13 protein-coding genes are annotated in these 18,300 nt (G+C 60.5%); 7 read left to right on the top strand and 6 right to left on the bottom strand.

What is annotated here, in order from left to right:
- The first annotated feature begins 36 nt into the window (after positions 1–36).
- Genes AC09SL_RS06230 through fabF form a run of 3 tightly spaced genes read left to right on the top strand, consistent with a single transcriptional unit; the run spans position 37 to position 5,563 of the window.
- Positions 37–1,146 (top strand): efflux RND transporter periplasmic adaptor subunit, encoded by a 1,110-nt coding sequence (locus AC09SL_RS06230; protein ID WP_058545858.1) that lies wholly within the window; start codon positions 37–39, stop codon positions 1,144–1,146.
- A complete protein-coding gene (locus tag AC09SL_RS06225) occupies positions 1,143–4,223 on the top strand; it encodes an efflux RND transporter permease subunit (protein WP_058545859.1) in 3,081 nt (1,026 codons plus the stop codon). The genes AC09SL_RS06230 and AC09SL_RS06225 overlap by 4 nt, the downstream gene beginning before the upstream one ends.
- A gap of 53 nt (positions 4,224–4,276) precedes the next feature.
- On the top strand, positions 4,277–5,563 hold the full coding sequence (gene fabF, locus AC09SL_RS06220; protein WP_058545860.1) for a beta-ketoacyl-ACP synthase II: 1,287 nt from the start codon (positions 4,277–4,279) through the stop codon (positions 5,561–5,563).
- A 176-nt stretch (positions 5,564–5,739) separates the two neighbouring features.
- Here the strand turns inward: fabF and AC09SL_RS06215 are convergent, their stop codons facing one another.
- The 3 genes from AC09SL_RS06215 to AC09SL_RS06205 all read right to left on the bottom strand — a co-directional run bounded on the left by AC09SL_RS06215 (position 5,740) and on the right by AC09SL_RS06205 (position 9,284).
- The gene (locus AC09SL_RS06215; protein WP_058545861.1) at positions 5,740–6,303 is read right to left on the bottom strand and encodes a cytochrome b; all 564 of its coding nucleotides are present in this window, start codon (positions 6,301–6,303) and stop codon (positions 5,740–5,742) included.
- A gap of 107 nt (positions 6,304–6,410) precedes the next feature.
- A complete protein-coding gene (locus AC09SL_RS06210; RefSeq protein ID WP_058545862.1) occupies positions 6,411–7,865 on the bottom strand; it encodes an aldehyde dehydrogenase family protein in 1,455 nt (484 codons plus the stop codon).
- 45 nt (positions 7,866–7,910) lie between these two features.
- Positions 7,911–9,284 (bottom strand): aspartate aminotransferase family protein, encoded by a 1,374-nt coding sequence (locus AC09SL_RS06205; protein ID WP_058545863.1) that lies wholly within the window; start codon positions 9,282–9,284, stop codon positions 7,911–7,913.
- 215 nt (positions 9,285–9,499) lie between these two features.
- On the opposite strand from AC09SL_RS06205, the gene AC09SL_RS06200 reads away from it, so the two are divergent.
- From AC09SL_RS06200 to AC09SL_RS06190, 3 genes are all read left to right on the top strand, one after another.
- Positions 9,500–10,468: a helix-turn-helix domain-containing protein gene (locus tag AC09SL_RS06200; RefSeq protein WP_058545920.1), complete on the top strand. Its 969-nt coding sequence runs from the start codon at positions 9,500–9,502 to the stop codon at positions 10,466–10,468.
- A 183-nt stretch (positions 10,469–10,651) separates the two neighbouring features.
- Positions 10,652–12,100: an APC family permease gene (locus AC09SL_RS06195; protein WP_058545864.1), complete on the top strand. Its 1,449-nt coding sequence runs from the start codon at positions 10,652–10,654 to the stop codon at positions 12,098–12,100.
- Between the two features lie 121 nt (positions 12,101–12,221).
- Positions 12,222–12,929 carry a haloacid dehalogenase type II gene (locus AC09SL_RS06190; protein WP_058545865.1) on the top strand — a complete coding sequence of 236 codons (708 nt, stop codon included), beginning with the start codon at positions 12,222–12,224 and terminating at the stop codon, positions 12,927–12,929.
- A 73-nt stretch (positions 12,930–13,002) separates the two neighbouring features.
- Here the strand turns inward: AC09SL_RS06190 and AC09SL_RS06185 are convergent, their stop codons facing one another.
- On the bottom strand, positions 13,003–14,682 hold the full coding sequence (locus tag AC09SL_RS06185; RefSeq protein ID WP_058545866.1) for an HAD-IIB family hydrolase: 1,680 nt from the start codon (positions 14,680–14,682) through the stop codon (positions 13,003–13,005).
- A gap of 33 nt (positions 14,683–14,715) precedes the next feature.
- Entirely contained in the window at positions 14,716–15,213 is a 498-nt protein-coding gene (locus tag AC09SL_RS06180) for a BCAM0308 family protein (RefSeq protein WP_058545921.1), read from the bottom strand.
- Between the two features lie 269 nt (positions 15,214–15,482).
- Here AC09SL_RS06180 and groL point away from each other — a divergent pair, with 269 nt between their 5' ends.
- Positions 15,483–17,099, top strand: coding sequence for a chaperonin GroEL (groL, locus tag AC09SL_RS06175; RefSeq protein WP_058545867.1), 1,617 nt, complete (start codon positions 15,483–15,485; stop codon positions 17,097–17,099).
- Positions 17,100–17,121: 22 nt separating this feature from the next.
- Here groL and AC09SL_RS06170 read toward each other — a convergent pair whose 3' ends face one another.
- Complete coding sequence (locus AC09SL_RS06170) at positions 17,122–18,174, bottom strand: phosphotransferase (protein WP_058545868.1); 1,053 nt, start codon at positions 18,172–18,174, stop codon at positions 17,122–17,124.
- Between the last annotated feature and the right edge of the window lie 126 nt (positions 18,175–18,300).

Raw genomic sequence — 18,300 nt, 5'->3', positions numbered from 1 at the left:
ATGAGGCTCCTGTCCTATCTGCCCAAAAGGGAACCTATGCTCCGGCTTCGACCTGTCACCTTTGCCGCTTGCTTGTTGCCTCTCGTCCTGACGGCGTGTGGCGACTCATCCACCGCTAAAGATCCACGCACGCTTGCTCCCCTGGTGCGGGTCTCTGAAGTCCAGGGTTCGTCTGATCTCTCGCGATCTTTTACCGGCGTCGTGGCGGCTCGGGTCCAGAGTGATCTGGGCTTTCGGGTAGCGGGCAAGGTGCTTGAGCGCCTGGTCGATAGCGGACAGGTCGTCAAACGCGGCCAGCCGTTGATGCGCCTCGACCCCATCGACCTGGGGCTGCAGGCGCGAGCCCAACAGGAAGCGGTCGCTGCCGCTCGGGCCCGGGCCAAGCAGACCGCCGATGACGAGGCACGCTATCGCGACCTGGTCGCCGCAGGCGCTATTTCCGCATCGGGCTATGACCAGATAAAAGCGGCTGCCGATACTGCCAAGGCACAACTCAGCGCTGCGCAAGCGCAGGCTGACGTCGCCCAGAACGCTTCGGGTTATGCCGTGCTGCTCGCCAATGCCGACGGTGTTGTGATGGAAACGCTTGCCGAGCCCGGGCAAGTCGTCAGCCCCGGGCAAACCGTGGTTCGACTGGCGCGGGCGGGGCAGCGCGAAGCCGTTGTGCAATTGCCCGAGACGCTGCGACCTGCCGCAGGCGCTACCGCACAGGCGACGCGTTATGGTGTCACCACCGGAGCGGTCACCGCGAAGCTGAGGTTGCTTTCGGATTCGGCTGACCGCGTGACGCGTACCTTCGAGGCGCGGTATGTGCTGGAGGGTGCGCTGGCCAATGCGCCGCTGGGTTCGACCGTCACGCTTCGCATCGCCGAAGACAGCGTGCAACGCCAGGCACTGCAAGTGCCGATCGCTGCCGTTTTTGACCCGGGCAACGGCACCGGCGTGTGGGTCATAAAGGGGGAACCGGCGAAAGTCACTTGGCGACCTGTGCACATTCTGAGTTTGAGCGATGACACTGCGCGAGTCGCCGGCAATCTCAATGTTGGCGAGCGTATTGTCGGGCTCGGCGCCCACCTGCTGCGTGAAGGTGAGCAAGTGCGACTGGCTCAACCGGGTGATGTGAAGGTTGCCGGGGGCCGTCAATGAGCCTCAATTTATCGGCACTCGCCGTTCGCGAGCGCTCCATTACCGTGTTCCTGATCTTCCTGATTGCCGTCGCGGGCACCTTGGCGTTCTTCCAGTTGGGGCGTGCCGAGGATCCACCGTTCACGGTCAAGCAGTTGACCGTCATCACCGCATGGCCGGGCGCGACCGCCCAGGAGATGCAGGACCAGGTCGCCGAGCCGCTTGAAAAACGCCTGCAAGAGCTGAAGTGGTACGACCGCACGGACACCTACACCCGTCCCGGCCTGGCGTTCACCATGGTGTCGCTGGTCGATCGCACGCCACCTGCGCAAGTGCAGGAGGAGTTCTATCAGGCGCGCAAAAAGCTCCAGGACGAAGCACTCAAGTTGCCGGCGGGCGTGATTGGGCCGATGGTCAATGATGAATTTTCCGATGTGACGTTCGCGCTGTTCGCCCTGAAAGCCAAAGGCGAGCCGCAGCGCCTGCTGGTACGTGATGCTGAGTCGTTGCGCCAGCGCCTGTTGCACGTGGCGGGCGTGAAGAAGGTCAACATCATCGGTGAGCAGCCCGAGCGGATCTTTGTGTCGTTCTCCCATGATCGACTGGCCACCTTGGGCGTCTCGCCCCAGGATATCTTCGCCGCGCTGAACAATCAGAATGTACTCACGCCCGCTGGCTCGATCGAAACCAACGGGCCACAGGTCGTCCTGCGGGTGGACGGCGCCTTCGATAAATTGGCGAACATTCGTGACACGCCCCTTGTGATTCAAGGCCGCACGCTCAAGCTCTCGGACGTCGCGACAGTCGAGCGCGGATATGAAGACCCGGCCACTTTCCTGGTGCGCAACAATGGCGAAGAAGCCTTGTTGCTGGGGGTCATAATGCGTGAGGGCTGGAACGGCCTGGACCTGGGCAAGGCGCTGGATGCGGAGACCGCCAAGATCAATGAAGGCATGCCACTGGGCATGACGCTGACCAAGGTCACCGATCAAGCCGTGAACATTGACTCGGCCGTCGGTGAGTTCATGGTCAAATTTTTTGTCGCGCTGCTGGTTGTAATGCTCGTTTGCTTTCTCAGCATGGGCTGGCGTGTAGGCGTTGTGGTCGCAGCCGCCGTACCGTTGACACTGGCGATAGTGTTTGTAGTGATGGCGGCCACCGGAAAGAACTTCGACCGGATCACCCTGGGTTCGTTGATCCTGGCACTCGGGCTGCTGGTGGACGACGCGATTATCGCGATCGAAATGATGGTGGTGAAAATGGAGGAGGGCTACGACCGGATCAGAGCCTCCGCCTATGCCTGGAGCCACACCGCCGCACCAATGTTGTCCGGTACGCTGGTAACGGCGATTGGCTTCATGCCCAACGGTTTCGCGCAGTCGACCGCCGGCGAATACACCAGCAACATGTTCTGGATCGTCGGCATTGCCCTGATCGCTTCTTGGGTGGTGGCGGTGGCGTTCACCCCTTACCTGGGGGTGAAGCTGTTGCCGGACATCAAGCAGGTCGAGGGCGGTCACGCGGCTATCTACAACACCCGTCATTACAATCGCTTTCGCCAGGTCCTGACCCGCGTCATCGCGCGCAAGTGGTGGGTGGCCGGCACCGTGGTCGCGACATTTGTCGTGGCGATTCTCGGCATGAGCCTGGTCAAGAAACAGTTCTTTCCGACGTCAGACCGTCCCGAGGTGATGGTCGAGGTGCAGATGCCCTATGGCACCTCCATCGAGCAGACCAGCGCCGCCACTGCCAAGGTCGAGGCCTGGTTGCAGAAACAGGATGAGTCAAAAATCGTCACGGCCTACATCGGCCAAGGCGCGCCACGCTTCTACCTGGCGATGGCGCCGGAACTGCCCGATCCTTCGTTCGCCAAGATCGTGGTGTTGACGCAGAGCCAGGAAGCGCGCGAGGCCCTCAAGTTCCGTCTCCGCGAGGCGGCTGCCGAGGGGCTCGCACCAGAGGCGCGTATCCGTGTGACGCAACTGGTGTTCGGTCCGTATTCGCCATTTCCGGTTGCCTACCGGGTGATGGGGCCTGACCCGTCGAAATTGCGTGAAATCGCAGACCAGGTCCAGAGTGTCATGCAGGCAAGCCCGCTGATGCGGACCGTCAATACCGACTGGGGTGCGCTGACGCCGACGTTGCATTTCAGTCTGGACCAGGATCGTTTGCAGGCGGTGGGGCTGACGTCAAATGCCGTTGCCCAGCAGTTGCAATTCCTGCTCTCGGGGGTACCGATCACGGCGGTTCGCGAGGACATCCGCTCAGTGCAGGTGGTCGGTCGTGCTGCCGGTGATATCCGGCTCGATCCGGCCAGGATCGAGGGCTTTACCCTGGTGGGTGCGGCAGGCCAGCGCATTCCGCTGTCCCAGGTCGCAGAGATTGATGTGCGTATGGAGGAGCCGATCCTGCGGCGACGTGATCGCACGCCAACCATCACCGTGCGCGGTGACATTGCCGAAGACTTGCAGCCGCCAGACGTATCGAGCGCGATCGTCAAGCAACTGCAGCCGATCATCGCCAGCCTCCCTGACGGCTACCGGATCGAGCAGGCCGGGGCCATCGAGGAATCGGGCAAGGCCGGCAAGGCGATCGTGCCGCTGGTGCCGATCATGGTGGCCCTGACGCTGCTGATCATCATCGTGCAGGTGCGTTCGATCTCGGCCATGATTATGGTGTTCCTCACCGCACCGCTGGGCCTGATTGGCGTGGTGCCGACCCTGCTGATCTTCCAGCAGCCGTTTGGGATCAACGCCTTGGTCGGCCTGATCGCACTCTCGGGCATTCTGATGCGCAATACGCTGATCCTGATCGGGCAGATCCATCACAACAAACAGGAAGGGCTGGACCCGTTCCACGCAGTCATCGAAGCCACGGTTCAACGGGCCCGCCCGGTCCTGCTGACGGCGCTGGCCGCGATCCTGGCCTTCATTCCGCTGACGCATTCGGTGTTCTGGGGGACGCTGGCCTACACACTGATCGGGGGCACGTTCGTTGGCACCATCATGACGCTGGTGTTCCTGCCAGCGATGTATTCCATCTGGTTCAGGATCCGTCCTGACTATTCAACGCATGCTCAGACCGTTCCGCAGGTTTAAACAAGCGCACTTGTGCTTTTTAGTGACATTGACTGAGATATGAAGAGGTTCCAATGATGACTTCCCAAGGTCAAAAACGCATCGTCGTCACCGGCGTGGGCATTGTCGGCCCGTTGGGCTGTGGCGTCGAAGAAGTCTGGCAACGCCTGCTGGCCGGGCGCTCTGGCATTCGTATCCTGTCTGACGACATTACCGAGGGAACCGGCGTGGCCGTGGGCGGCCAGGTGCCTACGTTGGAAGAGGACGCCATCGCCGGTTACGACCCGGAGCGCATCATTGCGGCCAAGGATCGCAAGAAGATGGATCGCTTCATCGAGTTCGCGCTGGTGGCGGCCGAAGAAGCATTGCAACAGGCAGGTTGGCAACCGACCGATGCCAACGGCCAGGAACGGACGGCGACTCTCATCGCCTCGGGCGTGGGTGGCTTTGGCGCCATTGCCGGTGCCGTACGCACCACCGATGAGCGTGGCCCGCGCCGATTGTCGCCGTTCACGGCACCTGCTTTTCTCGCCAACATGGCCGCGGGGCACGTTTCCATTCGGCACGGTTTCAAAGGGCCTCTGGGCGCGCCGGTAACCGCCTGTGCGGCCGGGGTTCAGGCCATTGGCGACGCGGCCAGGCTCATCCGAAGCGGCGAAGCGGATATCGCCATATGCGGCGGTACGGAAGCGGCGATCGACCGCGTGACCCTGGGTTGCTTTGCTGCCGCCCGCGCACTGTCCACCGGTTTTGCCGAGCGCCCGCAAGAGGCCTCACGGCCCTTTGATCGTGATCGCGACGGTTTTGTCATGGCCGAGGGCGCCGGGTTGCTGGTGATCGAGTCACTGGAGCACGCCCTCGCTCGTGGCGCCAAGCCCCTGGCGGAGCTGGTGGGTTATGGCACCAGCGCCGATGCCTATCACCTGACGGCGGGCCCGGAAGACGGCAACGGCGCCCGGCGTGCGATGGAACAGGCACTGCGCCAGGCCGCTGTCAGCCCCTCGGACGTGCAACATATCAATGCCCACGCGACGTCCACCCAGGTTGGTGACAGCGGGGAACTGGCGGCTGTTCGCTCGGTGTTCGGCACGGACTCCGGTGTGGCGATTACCTCCACCAAGTCGGCCACCGGGCATCTTCTGGGGGCAGCTGGTGGTATCGAGGCTATTTTTACGGTGTTGGCGCTTCGGGACCAGATTGTCCCGCCTACCCTGAACCTGGCTCATCCTGACGAGGCTGCTGCGGGGCTTGATCTGGTTGGCCTGAAGGCCAGGAAGATGCCGATTACCCATGCGCTTTCCAATGGATTTGGGTTCGGTGGGGTCAATGCCAGCGTGTTGTTTCGTCGTTGGGTACCGTAGGCTTGAACAGCTGATCTTCGATTTCGAGCATGGTTTTCATGAGTGGATTTTCGGCAGGGTATATATCCGTTGCTGCGCTAACGAATAGCTTAAGCACCTGCCGATAATACTTGCATCACGCTCATATTGTGCCCCGAGGCATTGGCACCTTGCGCCAATGCCTCGTCAAGTCAGCGTCACAGCATACGGCGCAAAACATCGCTTCGAGGGTCCCGGTCAAAGAACCGGTGCTTGAGGGCGCCGGCAATATGCACCAGGATCAGACCGAGCAGGGTGTAGGCGAGCACCTTATGCAGCCATTGGAAGACAACGAACCAGTCGTCATTTTTCCCAAGGAGTTCCGGAAGGTTTATCCCGAAAAAGAACACCCCGTCACTCATCGTGTAGGTGCTCGACATCGAATAGCCCATCAACGGCACGATCACCAGCAGTGCATACAAGGTGCGGTGCGCAAGCCTTGAGGAAACTCGCTCATACCGTGCCAGCGTCTGCGGCGGTTGCGGCAGCCTGGGGGTGCGCACGCGCAGGGTGATCTGAATCAGGGCCAGCAGAAACGCCAGTACCCCGAAGGATTTGTGCCACGGGTAATAGAGTTCATATTTGCTCGCCACTTCATCATCGAGCCCAGTCATGTGCCAGCCTGCCCAGAGGAGGCCGGCGATGAGCACGGCGCGCACCCAGTGCAACATACGCAGGGATGTCGGATACCGATCAATTATTGTTTGATTTACCGGATTCATCGCGGTCTCTCCATCGATCATCAAGGCATCGCAAATGCACGTTTGAACGGCCACCCTCCACGACACAGGGGCTTGGAGGGTGGTCCGGCCAGTGCGGTTTTTTGTTCTCAGCTAGGTAGTAGTACGGTGATGACTTTCTCCTCGGTATAGGCCAACGCGCCGCCAAATCCGCCTTCACGGCCAACGCCGCTGGCCTTGACGCCGCCCCAGGGCAGGTTGGCGTCCAGCGGGCTCCAGCAGTTGATGCCCACGGCACCGGCCTTGACCGCCGCGGCTACGCGGTGCGCTCGCACCAGGTCGCTGGTCCAGACCGTGGCCGCCAGGCCGTAGTTGGAATCGTTGGCCAGCGCGACCGCCTCATCTTCGCTGTCGAACGTGATCACCGTGCCGACCGGGCCGAAGATCTCGTCTTGGGCGATCGCCATGTCATTGCGGGCGTTGGCGAAGATCGTCGGCTGGACGAACCAACCCTGTTCAGGGTTCGATACCCCGCCGGCCAACAGGGTCGCACCTTGGTCGATGCCCAGTTGGATGTAACGGTTGACGCGATCCAATTGCGCTTTCTTGGCCACCGGTCCCATCTGTACGCCGGGTTGGCGAGGGTCGCCGACCTTGACGGCTCGCGCGGCATCGGCAAGCGCCGCGGCGAAGCGATCAGCGATGTTGCGTTGGACCAGGATGCGCGAGCCCGCCGCGCAGATCTGTCCCTGGTTGGCGAACAGGCCCAGCGAGCAGCCGAACAGCGCGTCCTCGAACGAAGCGTCGTCGAAGACAATCTGCGGGCTCTTGCCGCCCAGCTCCAAGGCCACGTGCTTGAAAAGTACGCCGGCGGTGCGCTGGATTTCGCGTCCGGCCTCGGGGCTGCCGGTGAAGCTGATCTTGGCGACGTGCGGGTGCTCGCACAGGGCGCGTCCCACCTCGTTGCCGTAGCCGGTGACCACGTTGATCACCCCGTCGGGGAAGCCCGCTTCCTGAGCCAGCGCCGCCAGGTGCAGGGCCGACTGCGGCGTTTCTTCCGAGGGCTTGATGACCACGGTGCAGCCGGCTGCCAGCAAAGCGGCGAGCTTCCAGACTGTGATCATCAGCGGCGAGTTCCAGGGAACGATGGCACCGACCACGCCCACCGGCTCCCGGACCGTGTACGAGAGGGCCTTGGTGCCGAAGTAGCCGCTGGTGGGAATGGTGCGGCCTTCCAGCTGATTGGCCCAGCCGGCGGCGGCGCGCAGGTTGGCGATGGCGTTGGGTACGTCCAGCCGGCGCGGTTCGATCGGTGAGCGACCGATGGCATTGGCGTCCAGGTCCGCCAGCACGTCGGTGTCGCGCTCCACCAGGTCCGCCAGCTTCGACAACAGCCGGCCACGCTGGGCACCGTCGAGCTGGCTCCAGGCGCCACGCTCAAGTTGGGTGAGTGCCGCTGCTACGGCGCGGTCCACGTCCTCGGCCGTGCCGCGCGCGGAGCTGCCGTAGATCTGTTCTGTCACGGGGTCGACGAGCGTGATGCGACGGCCGTCGGAGGCCTCGAAGGACGCGCCTTCAATGAAGTGGTTCAGCTGTTGAGTCATTTTGCAGTCCCTCAAATGATGTGGAGTAGTCGAGGTGTACACACCTCATCCCTTGAGGGAGGCCAGGGCGTCGCCAAAGATGTCCAGGGCCTTGAAGAACAGCGCGCGCGAAATCGTCAGCGAGGGCATGACCCGCATCACGTTGCTGTAGCGACCGCAGGGAATCATCAGCACCCCGTGGTTCAACAGGTAGCCCATGAGTTGGCCGATCTTGTCCGGTGCCAGTGGCGCCTTGGTGATCGGATCCTCGACCAGCTCGATGCCGATCATCAGGCCGCGACCGCGGACTTCACCGACCAACGGGCTGTCGAAACCACGGATACGTTCCTGCGCTTGGAGCCCCAGCGTGTGGGCACGGTTGAGCAGATCAAGCTCTGGGTCCTGGAGGATGCTGATATTGGTCAGCGCCACGGCCGCGGACAACGAGTTGGCGGCGAAGGTGTTGGGCATCGACCCGTCAGGAATCGCGGCTGCCAGGTCCGAACGCATGATCAGGCCCGCCATCGGCAGGTCGCTGCCGATGCCCTTGCCGAAGGTGAGCATGTCGGGCTTCACGCCCGAGTGCTCGACCGCCCACATCTTGCCGGTGCGCCCGGCGCCGGACTGCACTTCATCGACGATCAGCAGCGCGCCACTGCGGTCGCAGGCCTTGCGCAACAGTTGCAGGAATTCGGGTGAAGGTGGAACGTAACCGCCTTCGCCCTGCACCGGTTCGACGATCACGGCGGCCACGTCATCGGCGGCGGTGTAGGGGGTGTTCAGCAGGTAATCCACGTAGTCACCGGCAATCTGCTCGGCGCTTTTGTGGGTGGTGTCGAAGGGGAAACGATAGGCATAAGGGTAGGGCGCATGAATGACCCCGCCCATCTGGGCGCCGTAGCCCTTGCGGTAGGCCGTGCCTGTGGTCAGCGCACCGGAGGCGTTCCACACGCCGTGGTAGCCGCCGTGGAAGGCGATGATCTGATGCCGCCCGGTGACACGTTTGGCGAACTTGATCGCCGCCTCCAGCGCATCGCTGCCGCTTTGCGTGAAGAACGTGATGCAGTCGCCGCGCAAGCCGTCGGGTGCGATTTCGGAGAGCTTGGCGGCCAGTTCGGTGCGCCGGGTGCTGTTGACTTCCAACGCATGCATCAGCACTTCGGATTGCTCGCGAATGGCCTGCACCACCTTCGGATGGCAGCGGCCTACGCTGCTGACGCCCACGCCAGCGGACAGGTCGATGTAGGTGTTGCCATCGGCGTCCTTGAAGGTCGCGCCGAAGGCCCGGTCCATGGCCACGGGCATACGTCCGCCGCCGCGGGCCATCGACTCGGTACGCGCCGACAATGCCAGGGCCTCGGTGGTCCTTGGGCCAGGAATGGTGGTGGTGATCCGCGGGGCATCCGCGAAATGGAGGGATTCTAGCTTGGCTTCACTCATGACGGTCTCTCAGGATGTCGGTTACAGTGCCCCGATCATCCTCGTGGCCCGTTCCTGGCCGGTAGCCCGAATCGGCACATTGGACGGGCCGGATCGAGCGTCAGCACGAGAGCACTGACATGAACCAAAGAAAATTTGCAGAATTCTCTTAATGTGAGAATATCGCGCAATAAGGCATTCTAAAAACAAGAATATTGGCCGAGGCTTTCGTCATCATGAAAAATCAGAACATCAGCCATTTTCGTGACATCCATGTCCACGCCGCCACCGTCCAGGAGTGGAGCCAGGACTACAACCAGTTAACCGCTGGTTCGGCCGAGAGTTCGCTTATCCAGTTGACGACGGGGCGATGCCACGTATTCCGCGAGCAGATCAACCAACGCGTGGTGCAGCATGGCGTCGCCCCCCGAGGCAAGATGTGCTTTGCCGTGCCCATCACCGTCCCGGGTTCGATTCGGATGCAGGGACGGGAGGTGGACGAGAGCAGCCTGTTCTTTCTTCATGGCGGCGAGGAGTTCATGTTCCACATGCCGATGGGCATGGAACTGCTGGCCATTACCTTCGAACGTGAATTGTTCGAACAGGCGTTGGCGCAAACCGCGTCGGTCAAGGAAATCAGCCAGTTACTCCGCCAGCCGGTGATCAGGCTCCCCACGCAACGCTATGCTGACGCTCGACGTCGGATGCTGGCTGCATTCTCCCAGGCGCTCTCGAGCGAAGAGCTCGACCCTGCGCAAGATCGGGAGCTGGCACTGGAACAAGCCATGCTCGACGAGTTGCTGCAACTCATGACCGACCCTGCCTGTGACAAGCAGCAGCGTACGCCAAGCTCCACGCGCAGTTTCATTGTCGAAAAATGCCATCGCCTGGCCACCGCGGAACTGAACAACGTGCCCAGCGTGGATGAGTTGTGCCAGCGACTCCAGGTGAGTCGACGTACCGTGCAGAACAGCTTCCGCTCGGTTGCCGAGACGACTCCGCTCAATTACTTGCGCTCCGTGCGGCTCAACGGTGTGCGCCGGACCTTGATGTCCACCCGCGCGTCGCATCTGTCGATCGGCGATGCCGCTGCCCAATGGGGCTTCTATCATCTCAGCCATTTTGCAGCGGAATATCAGGAACTGTTCGCCGAATTGCCTTCCCAAACCGCACGCGCTGCCATCAACGGTTGCGCGCTTGCTTGAATATTTGTCGCGGTTTTTTTGAGAAGAGGTCTCTGGTTACCGATTTGGGATAGTGGGACGTTCAGGGAGAGGCATAGGATCGAATCCAGCGTGCGACAAGAACAATAACGCTATTCGGTGACGGTGAGCGGTTGACTGCATCGATCCTACAGCGCCTGCCTCATACCATAAGGTCAAGAAAACATGAGCGTATCTCTCCCGGTCAACAGCTCCACGGAGCTCAAGCGTGGGGCCCTGGGTGTGGGCTTCATCATCTTCTTCGTGGTGTCGGCGGCCAGCCCCTTGAGTGTCATCGCTGGCGGCTTTCCCATTGGCATCATGCTGGGCAACGGCGCCGGCACACCGGCGTTGCTGATCCTGGCCTTGCTGGTGTTACTGGCGTTCTCGGTGGGCTACACGACCATGTCCCGGCACGTCACCAATGCCGGCGGTTTCTACGCGTTCACCTCGCGCGGCCTGGGTGGCCTGGCCGGTGGGGCGGCGGGGGTGCTGGCGATGTTTGCCTACAACATTCTCCAGGTCGGCCTGTATGGCATGTTCGGTGGGGTGGTCAGCGGCACGATGCAAAGCGTGTTCGGCCTGGTGTTGCCCTGGTGGACGTACTCGCTGATGGCAATGGCCAGCATTGCGATTCTCGGCTATCGCAAGATCGATCTGTCGGCCCGGGTGTTGTCGGTCATTGTGATCGCCGAATATCTGGCGATCCTGCTCCTGGACTTCGCCATTCTCAGGACCGGCGGCGACAGCGGCGTCAACCTCGATGCGTTTGATCGCAGCCACGTGTTCAGCGGCACGCCGTCAATCGGCCTGCTGTTCTGTTTCGCCGCGTTCATCGGCTTCGAGGCCACCACTATCTACGGCGAAGAAGCCAAGAACCCGCAACGTACGATCCCGATTGCCACCTACTGTTCGGTCTTGCTGATCGGTGGTTTCTACGCGCTGTCGGTCTGGTCGATGGTGATCGGCGTAGGCGCGGACAAAATCGTCCCCACGCTTCAGGCCTTGCAAGACCCGACGACGTTTATCTATGGCATGTCCGATCACTTTGTCGGCCCGCACCTGACCCAGGTCATCCGCGTGCTGTTCATGGTCAGCATCTATGCCGGGTTGCTGGCGTTCCACAATGCCGCGGCCCGTTACTTCTACGCCATCGGGCGTGACGGTTTGCTTCACAGTCGCTTGGGCACCACTCATCGCGTCCATCAGAGCCCGCACATGGGCTCGGCGTTGCAGAGCTTGATCTCTGCGGTGGTCGTGCTGGTCTTCGCCGCGATGGATGCCGATCCGATCCTGCAACTGTTTGCCTGGCTGTCCAACCTGGCGACGCTTTGCGTGATTTTGCTGATGGCGCTCACGTCCGCGGCGGTATGGGTCTTTGCCCAGCGCCACCCCGAGCTCAAGCTGGGGATCTGGCGTGGGCGGATTTTCCCGGGCTTCTCTTGCCTGGCGCTATTGGCGGTGCTGTTTATCGCGGTGGTGCATTTCGATGTACTGACGGGTGCGAGCAAGGCCTTGTCGTACGGCCTCTGCGCCATCATCCCCGCAGCGCTGCTGGTTGGTGTGTTCCTCGCGGCGCGACTGCGCAAGGCGGCACCGCAGCGGTATTGGGTGCTGGGTAGTCACAAGCTATAGGTGCTCGCGCAGTATTGATGGCGCTTGAGAAGGATCAGGCTAAGCTCATTGGGTTCCCGCGCTCCAGTGCCTCGGCGGCCGGAGTGCCAGGCTGGAGCGTAAATAGCTGAGGAGTCTTGCGATGACGCTTCCACGAGCGTTGGCATTCGATGTGTTCGGTACGGTGGTTGACTGGCATTCAGGCATCGCACGTGAGGCGAGTCCATTCGTGTCGACCTACCTGCCCGCTGTCAGCCCTGCGGAATTTGCCATGCAATGGCGCCGGTTGTATGCGCCAGCGCTGCGCGAGTGCATCAAAGGGCATGGAGGCTTCGTTGTGCTGGACACATTGCACTACGAGACGCTGGTCCAGTTGTTGACGGCTTACGGGCTGGAAGTCGACCAGGTTGACCCCGAGGTATTGCACACGCTTGCCCATGCCTGGCGTCGCCTGGACCCTTGGCCTGACGTGACCGAGGGCTTGGCCCTGCTGCGTCGGCGCTTTGCGGTGGTGACCTTGTCCAATGCCAATGTGGCCTTGATGATCGCCATGAACCGCTACAACGGTTTGCAATGGGACGCACTACTGGGGGCGGAGTTCGCGCAAACCTACAAACCGGATCCTGCGGCGTACCTGTCCACGGCCAGGGCATTGGACATCAAACCCGCTGAACTCTGCCTGGTGGCCTGCCACCACAGCGATCTTGCGGCGGCCAGGGCGTGCGGCCTGATGACGGCCTATATCGACCGGCCCATGGAATATGGCGGAGCGCCTGCACCCGATGCCGCCCAAGCCCAGGATTGGGATTGGCAGGCCGATAGTTTCATCGATCTTGAACATAAGCTCTAGCTGCTTGAGGGACTGGTCAACCGAAACCGCCAGCAGCGCGCGCTTGCGCCCGGATGCGAACGGCATGCCCCCCCTAAAGGTGGTAGCGCGATTGCACCCATTGTTGGATTTGTTCCAATGCTTTACTGGGGGCCAGGGTGCTGTCCGTTTCAATGAGGCGAGTCTTATTGGCAAGCACATCGTCCCGGATCACATGGCGGAACCAGTTGGAAAAATCGCCGGCCTTCATATGTTCGCCAAGAGCGACATCGGACAATTGCATCGAGAGGGACAAGAACTCCGTCAGGTTTGTGGCACTTTTGCCTAGGGCCGGAAAGTGAAACGCATGCCATGCGCCTACATTTCCCGAGACGTACTTGCCGCTGTGCCGATGGTGCTTCTGGTCTGGCTGGACCTGGTCGAGCAGCAACACTTGTTCGCCTTCTCGCAGGTTCCACAGACAGGCATGTTCCAAGCCTGGCGAGCGCTCTGGAAAGGCGGGCCAGCTGCGTTGTATGCGTTTGGCGAACTGTTCGACCAGTTGCCGGGCAGTACTGCCGAACGTTACCAGTACGTTTACCTCCTCGAGGAGCGCCGGGCATATCTGATCGAAGTTCAGGGCAACGATGATGACCCCCATGTTGCCGAGAAAGCCGGGGGGCCAGTTGGCACAGTGGGGAAGCATGTAGTGTGCTTCGTCCACGATCAGCCAATAGGGTCGGCCCGAAACGTTACGAAGATGATGAATTGCGGGCAATAGTTCGCCAAACAGTTGCACACGTGCTGCCGGCTCCAGGGCCAGGGCGCTGACCACAACGTTAAGCCGTGCCTGTAGAAGCAGTTGCACCGACTCCTCGGTCGTCGGAGGTACGGTCAGGCCACCCACCGTTACCGCGTCGTCAAGGGTCAGATAGTCGCCTTCCGGATCAATGATGCAGAAATCCTGGCGAGCCTGGACCATTCGTTCTGTCAGCCAGGTAATGAAACTGGATTTGCCGGAGCCCGAATTGCCAACCACCAGCAGCACCGACTCTGCAGGCAACCAGGCCTTGTTCGCATCAACGGTCTGGCCTAACGAGACCCCGGTGCGCTCGATGGGCACCAACGCGACGTCTTTTTCCAACAGCATCTCCACCAGCTCGCAGACCCCACGGCCATGGTCTTGGCTGAGGCACACGTCTGCGCTGGACTTTATCGACGCAATGGCATTGTTCACGGCCGCGGCACAGCCACAGATCGATAAAAAAGCGTGGTCGTTTTCCGCATCACCCACGCCCACCACATTCAGCTCACAGATCCCCAGTCGTCGCAGAGCCGCACTCAGGCCCGACGCTTTGTTCACACAAGGAGGCAAGACCATGATCGCATCCTTGTTGAACGTCATCTGCCACTCCAGGCCAAGCTCGCGGATGCTGCTGAGCACCGTGTTTTCAAACGGACGCCACGTGGCGATGACCGATCGGCCGATCGACAACGGCCAGACCCCTTTGTCACGTAGGCTGGCCACCAGTTCGGTGGAAGCTGGATCCGCGATGAGTTCTTCGGTGTCCGTGGCGGGGTCGTACAAGAGCGCGCCGTTTTCGACGATCACCAGGTCAAACAGGTCAAGCTGTGGAAACTGGTGCTTGAGCGCTTGCAACTCCCGGCCGGTCACCAGTAGCAACTTGCGTCCGCTCTCTTTTAGGCGCGTGAGCGCTGCACAGACCTGCGGCGGGACATTGCCGTTTTCGGCGATGGTTCCGTCGAAATCCATTGCCAAGGCTAAGAAGTGCATGCTGTTTCCCGGCTTGGTTTAATCGGTTTTCGTCTATTCGTCGCGTGTCCAGCGGATGCTCACCCCATATTTATCCCCGCTGTATCGATAATCGGCCTTACCTTTGAAAGAACCCTCCAATGCATGGCCCAGGCAGTTGGCCAAGTGGATACCGGTCGTGGTCACGACCAGATTCTGCTCTGATTCAGTCAGCTTCATGAGGCGCTCCAGGGCGTGCTCGGCTTTTTCCTTTTTTTCAGTGTTGTGAATCAGGTTGATGATTTCACTTCGGTGTTTTTGCAAGAAGCCACCCGACAAGGTGAGTGTTCCTGCCGGTGCGTCGTCATCGATACGTCTACACGCTGGGCAGGCTGTTTCTTGTGCTTCATGAACCACGGTGTTTTCAGGACGACTCCAGGCCCAACTTCCGGCCTGGTAAACAGCACCACAGTGCGGACACACCGCTGAACCCTCGACGCGCTGCAAGCGATAGGGGTCATGGGCGGTGCTTTTGAACAACTTGTCTTTCTGGCTTTTCTGATACTTGTCCATGGCGTTTCCCTCGGGCATTGAGATGAAAAAATCCACGTTCAGTTGATTGAAAATCGAATACCCATCCCTGGATTCCATGACTTCATTTGGGACTCTGTTTCGGCCTCCAACGTTGATTTGTATCAACCTATAGGCAGGTGCCGGCACGCGTTCATCCAAAGGCATGCGGTGAGGTTTTGAGTTTGTTGATAAAAATCAATATGGAACGGGACACTTCATAGAAGCTGCCAGCACGCGTTGGTTATGCCTATAACCAGGAGAGCAGCCTGATGGCCCACAGCAAAATGACGTTTCGCGCGGCAGCACGCGAGAAAATCCTCAATGGCGCCTCGCAATTGGCGGATGCTGTGCGCATCACATTGGGGCCGAAATCGAAGTCGGTACTGATTCAGAACAAGTGGGGCAACCCCACGGTCTGTAACGACGGCGTGACGATTGCCAAGCGTATTGACTTGCAGGACCCCGAGGAGAACCTCGGGGCGCAAATGCTGCGCCAGGCTGCGGAGCGTACGGGCGACGCGGTAGGGGATGGGACCAGCACCTCCACGGTGCTGGCTCATGCAATCCTGGCCGATGGCATTCGCAACGTCGTCGCCGGCGCCAGTGCGATAGACCTCAAGCGCGGCCTGGATCGTGGGTTGTTGCTGGTCGTGGAATCGCTCGCAGCCCAGTCACGGCCGGTCAGCACGCTCAAGGAAAAAGCCCAGGTCGCCACGTTGTCGGCGCATAACGATGCCGTCATCGGCCAACTGGTGGCAGACGCGCTGGAAAAGGTCGGCGTTGAAGGCGTCGTCAGCGTCGAGGAGTCCAAGACCACCGAAACAGTGGTCGAGGTCATGGAAGGGATGCGATTCGACCGGGGCTATGTCTCCCCCTATTTCGTCACCGACACCGAGAAAATGCAGGTCGAACTCGACGACGCCTATTTGCTGCTCTGTGACCATAAGATCGGCGCTCTCAAGGATTTGCTTCCGTTGCTTGAACTCGTAGCCAAGAGCGGGCAACCCCTGGTTCTGATTGCCGACGACATTGAAGGCGAGGCGTTGACCACGTTGGTGGTGAATCAGATAAGAGGCATCTTGCGAGCGGTGGCCATCAAGGCGCCAGGCTTTGGCGATCGACGCAAAGAGATGCTTCAGGACATGGCCGTTCTGACAGGGGCGACGTTGGTTTCAAACGAACTGGGCATCAGCCTGGAACATTTGGAACTGGGCCAGTTGGGGCGGGCGCACCGCGTTGTGGTGCAAAAAGACAGTACGGCTTTGATTGGTGGGGCAGGTACACGCGAGGCCATCGAGGCGCGTCTGCAGCAGATTCGCACACAAATGGACAGCACCACCAGCGCCTACGATCTTGAAAAACTTCAGGAGCGCTTGGCGAGGTTGTCCGGTGGTGTGGCGGTGATCCGCGTCGGGGCGCCTTCCGAAGCCGAAATGAAGGCGCGCAAGGATGCGCTGGATGATGCCATTTCGGCGACGCGGGCGGCGATCGCCGAAGGCATTGTCCCGGGCGGGGGACTGGCGCTGCTCAAGGCTGTCCCGATTATCGCGGCCGAAGAGGCGCGCCATGAGGGCGACGCCAGGACTGGCCTGCAGATTCTTCGCCGGGCGCTGGAAGCCCCGGCCAGGCTCATTGCGGAAAATTCCGCGGTGGACGCTGGCGTCGTGGTTGCGCGAATGCTTGCCGAACCCAACAACATTGGCTTCGATGCGTCCGCCAATTGTTATGTCGACATGTACGAAGCCGGTATCATCGATCCGACCAAAGTCGTGCGTATCGCCCTGGAGAATGCTGTTTCAGTCGCCAGTATCCTGCTGCTGACCGAGGCGACCATGACTGATATCCCGGATAAGGAATCACCCATCCAGCCACCATTTCCTGAGTGATGGCTGTGGGCAAGGGGAGTGTTCATGTCCGTATGGACGTCTCGATCGAGGACAGGTGACCGAGCAGCGGGTTTTCGCCGTGCAGGTCATTCAATGCCTGGTGCATCAGCTGCACCGCTTCTACTTTCTTCTGATATCGCTTGTCCTGATCGGCATGACGCAGTGCTGCGCCCGCAAGGGAGAAGCTGCGCGTGGCCGCACGCAAAGACAGGAAAAACGCCAGGGGCTTGCAGTCTTCCTCCCACGCACAGTGGTTGATGTAACTGGACAACAGGCGTGCGCCTAAACTTTCCAGCCCATGGTGTCGCAGGTCCATCAATACAAAAGCCACGTCGTAGAGCACATCGATGCAGGCAATCCGTTCACTGAACTCAATGCCATCGAAGAGTGTCGGCTGACCGTCGAGAAGACAGATGTTGGCCAAGCGCATGTCACCATGGCAGCGGCGAACGCGATCCTCACGGCGGCGATCTTCGATGCAGCCGGTCAAGGACTCCAGCAGGAGCCTTGAAGCGTGAGCAATCGCGGCGACTGTCGTGGTGTCGAGAATAGACGGATAGCGAGACATTTCCCGATGGTTTTTTTCGATTTCTTCTTTCAAGTCCGGGAGGCCACCGAAAGAAGGGGTGATTTGTGCATGCCCATGAAAGCGCGCGATCTCGATCCCCAACTGATCCATCATCGGTTCAGTCAGACGCCCTTCAACGGCCATGCGATCGAACAGCCGGTCCTGATCGAAACGGCGCATCACGACGAGCCAGTCAACCACTCGTCCGCGACCGTTGAGCGCCAATTGGCCATTAGCCTGGCGAGTAATTGAAAACAGCCTCAAGTACAGCGTCGGGGCTGTCCGTCGATTGAGCAATAACTCTGCCTGGCAGGCCTTTTTTCGGCTTTGCAGACTGAGGAAGTTCAGCTCGGCAAATGCCACGGCTCTTTTGAGTTTATAGGCACGGTCGGCATGCAGGAAAATCACCGAGCCATGGGTCTCGATACGCTCCACCGGCTGGTTTGCAGTGTCGTAGCTCGACGGTTTGGAGAGAAAGGCAATCACCTCATCTTGCAGGATGTTCATGCTCGTCTCCATGTCGTCTGCGGCCTTTGGGCAGTGTGGAGAAAGGCAGGCCCGCGCGATTGACATTAATCAAGTCCAGTGGATTGGAGGTGCGCACTTCTTGAGGGCCTCACGCCGGTATTTGAT

It is taken from the genome of Pseudomonas sp. PF05, assembly GCF_056521845.1.
The sequence above is the reverse complement of the archived record's forward strand: the minus strand, read 5'-3'. Positions and strand labels throughout refer to the sequence as shown.

Coding starts and splice junctions, on each gene's coding strand:
- AC09SL_RS06205 (WP_058545863.1), bottom strand. CDS start 9,284: ATGAGTGAAGCCAAGCTAGAATCCCTCCATTTCGCGGATGCCCCGCGG.
- AC09SL_RS06190 (WP_058545865.1), top strand. CDS start 12,222: ATGACGCTTCCACGAGCGTTGGCATTCGATGTGTTCGGTACGGTGGTT.
- AC09SL_RS06170 (WP_058545868.1), bottom strand. CDS start 18,174: ATGAACATCCTGCAAGATGAGGTGATTGCCTTTCTCTCCAAACCGTCG.
- fabF (WP_058545860.1), top strand. CDS start 4,277: ATGATGACTTCCCAAGGTCAAAAACGCATCGTCGTCACCGGCGTGGGC.
- groL (WP_058545867.1), top strand. CDS start 15,483: ATGGCCCACAGCAAAATGACGTTTCGCGCGGCAGCACGCGAGAAAATC.
- AC09SL_RS06185 (WP_058545866.1), bottom strand. CDS start 14,682: ATGCACTTCTTAGCCTTGGCAATGGATTTCGACGGAACCATCGCCGAA.
- AC09SL_RS06200 (WP_058545920.1), top strand. CDS start 9,500: ATGAAAAATCAGAACATCAGCCATTTTCGTGACATCCATGTCCACGCC.
- AC09SL_RS06215 (WP_058545861.1), bottom strand. CDS start 6,303: ATGAATCCGGTAAATCAAACAATAATTGATCGGTATCCGACATCCCTG.
- AC09SL_RS06225 (WP_058545859.1), top strand. CDS start 1,143: ATGAGCCTCAATTTATCGGCACTCGCCGTTCGCGAGCGCTCCATTACC.
- AC09SL_RS06180 (WP_058545921.1), bottom strand. CDS start 15,213: ATGGACAAGTATCAGAAAAGCCAGAAAGACAAGTTGTTCAAAAGCACC.
- AC09SL_RS06230 (WP_058545858.1), top strand. CDS start 37: ATGCTCCGGCTTCGACCTGTCACCTTTGCCGCTTGCTTGTTGCCTCTC.
- AC09SL_RS06195 (WP_058545864.1), top strand. CDS start 10,652: ATGAGCGTATCTCTCCCGGTCAACAGCTCCACGGAGCTCAAGCGTGGG.
- AC09SL_RS06210 (WP_058545862.1), bottom strand. CDS start 7,865: ATGACTCAACAGCTGAACCACTTCATTGAAGGCGCGTCCTTCGAGGCC.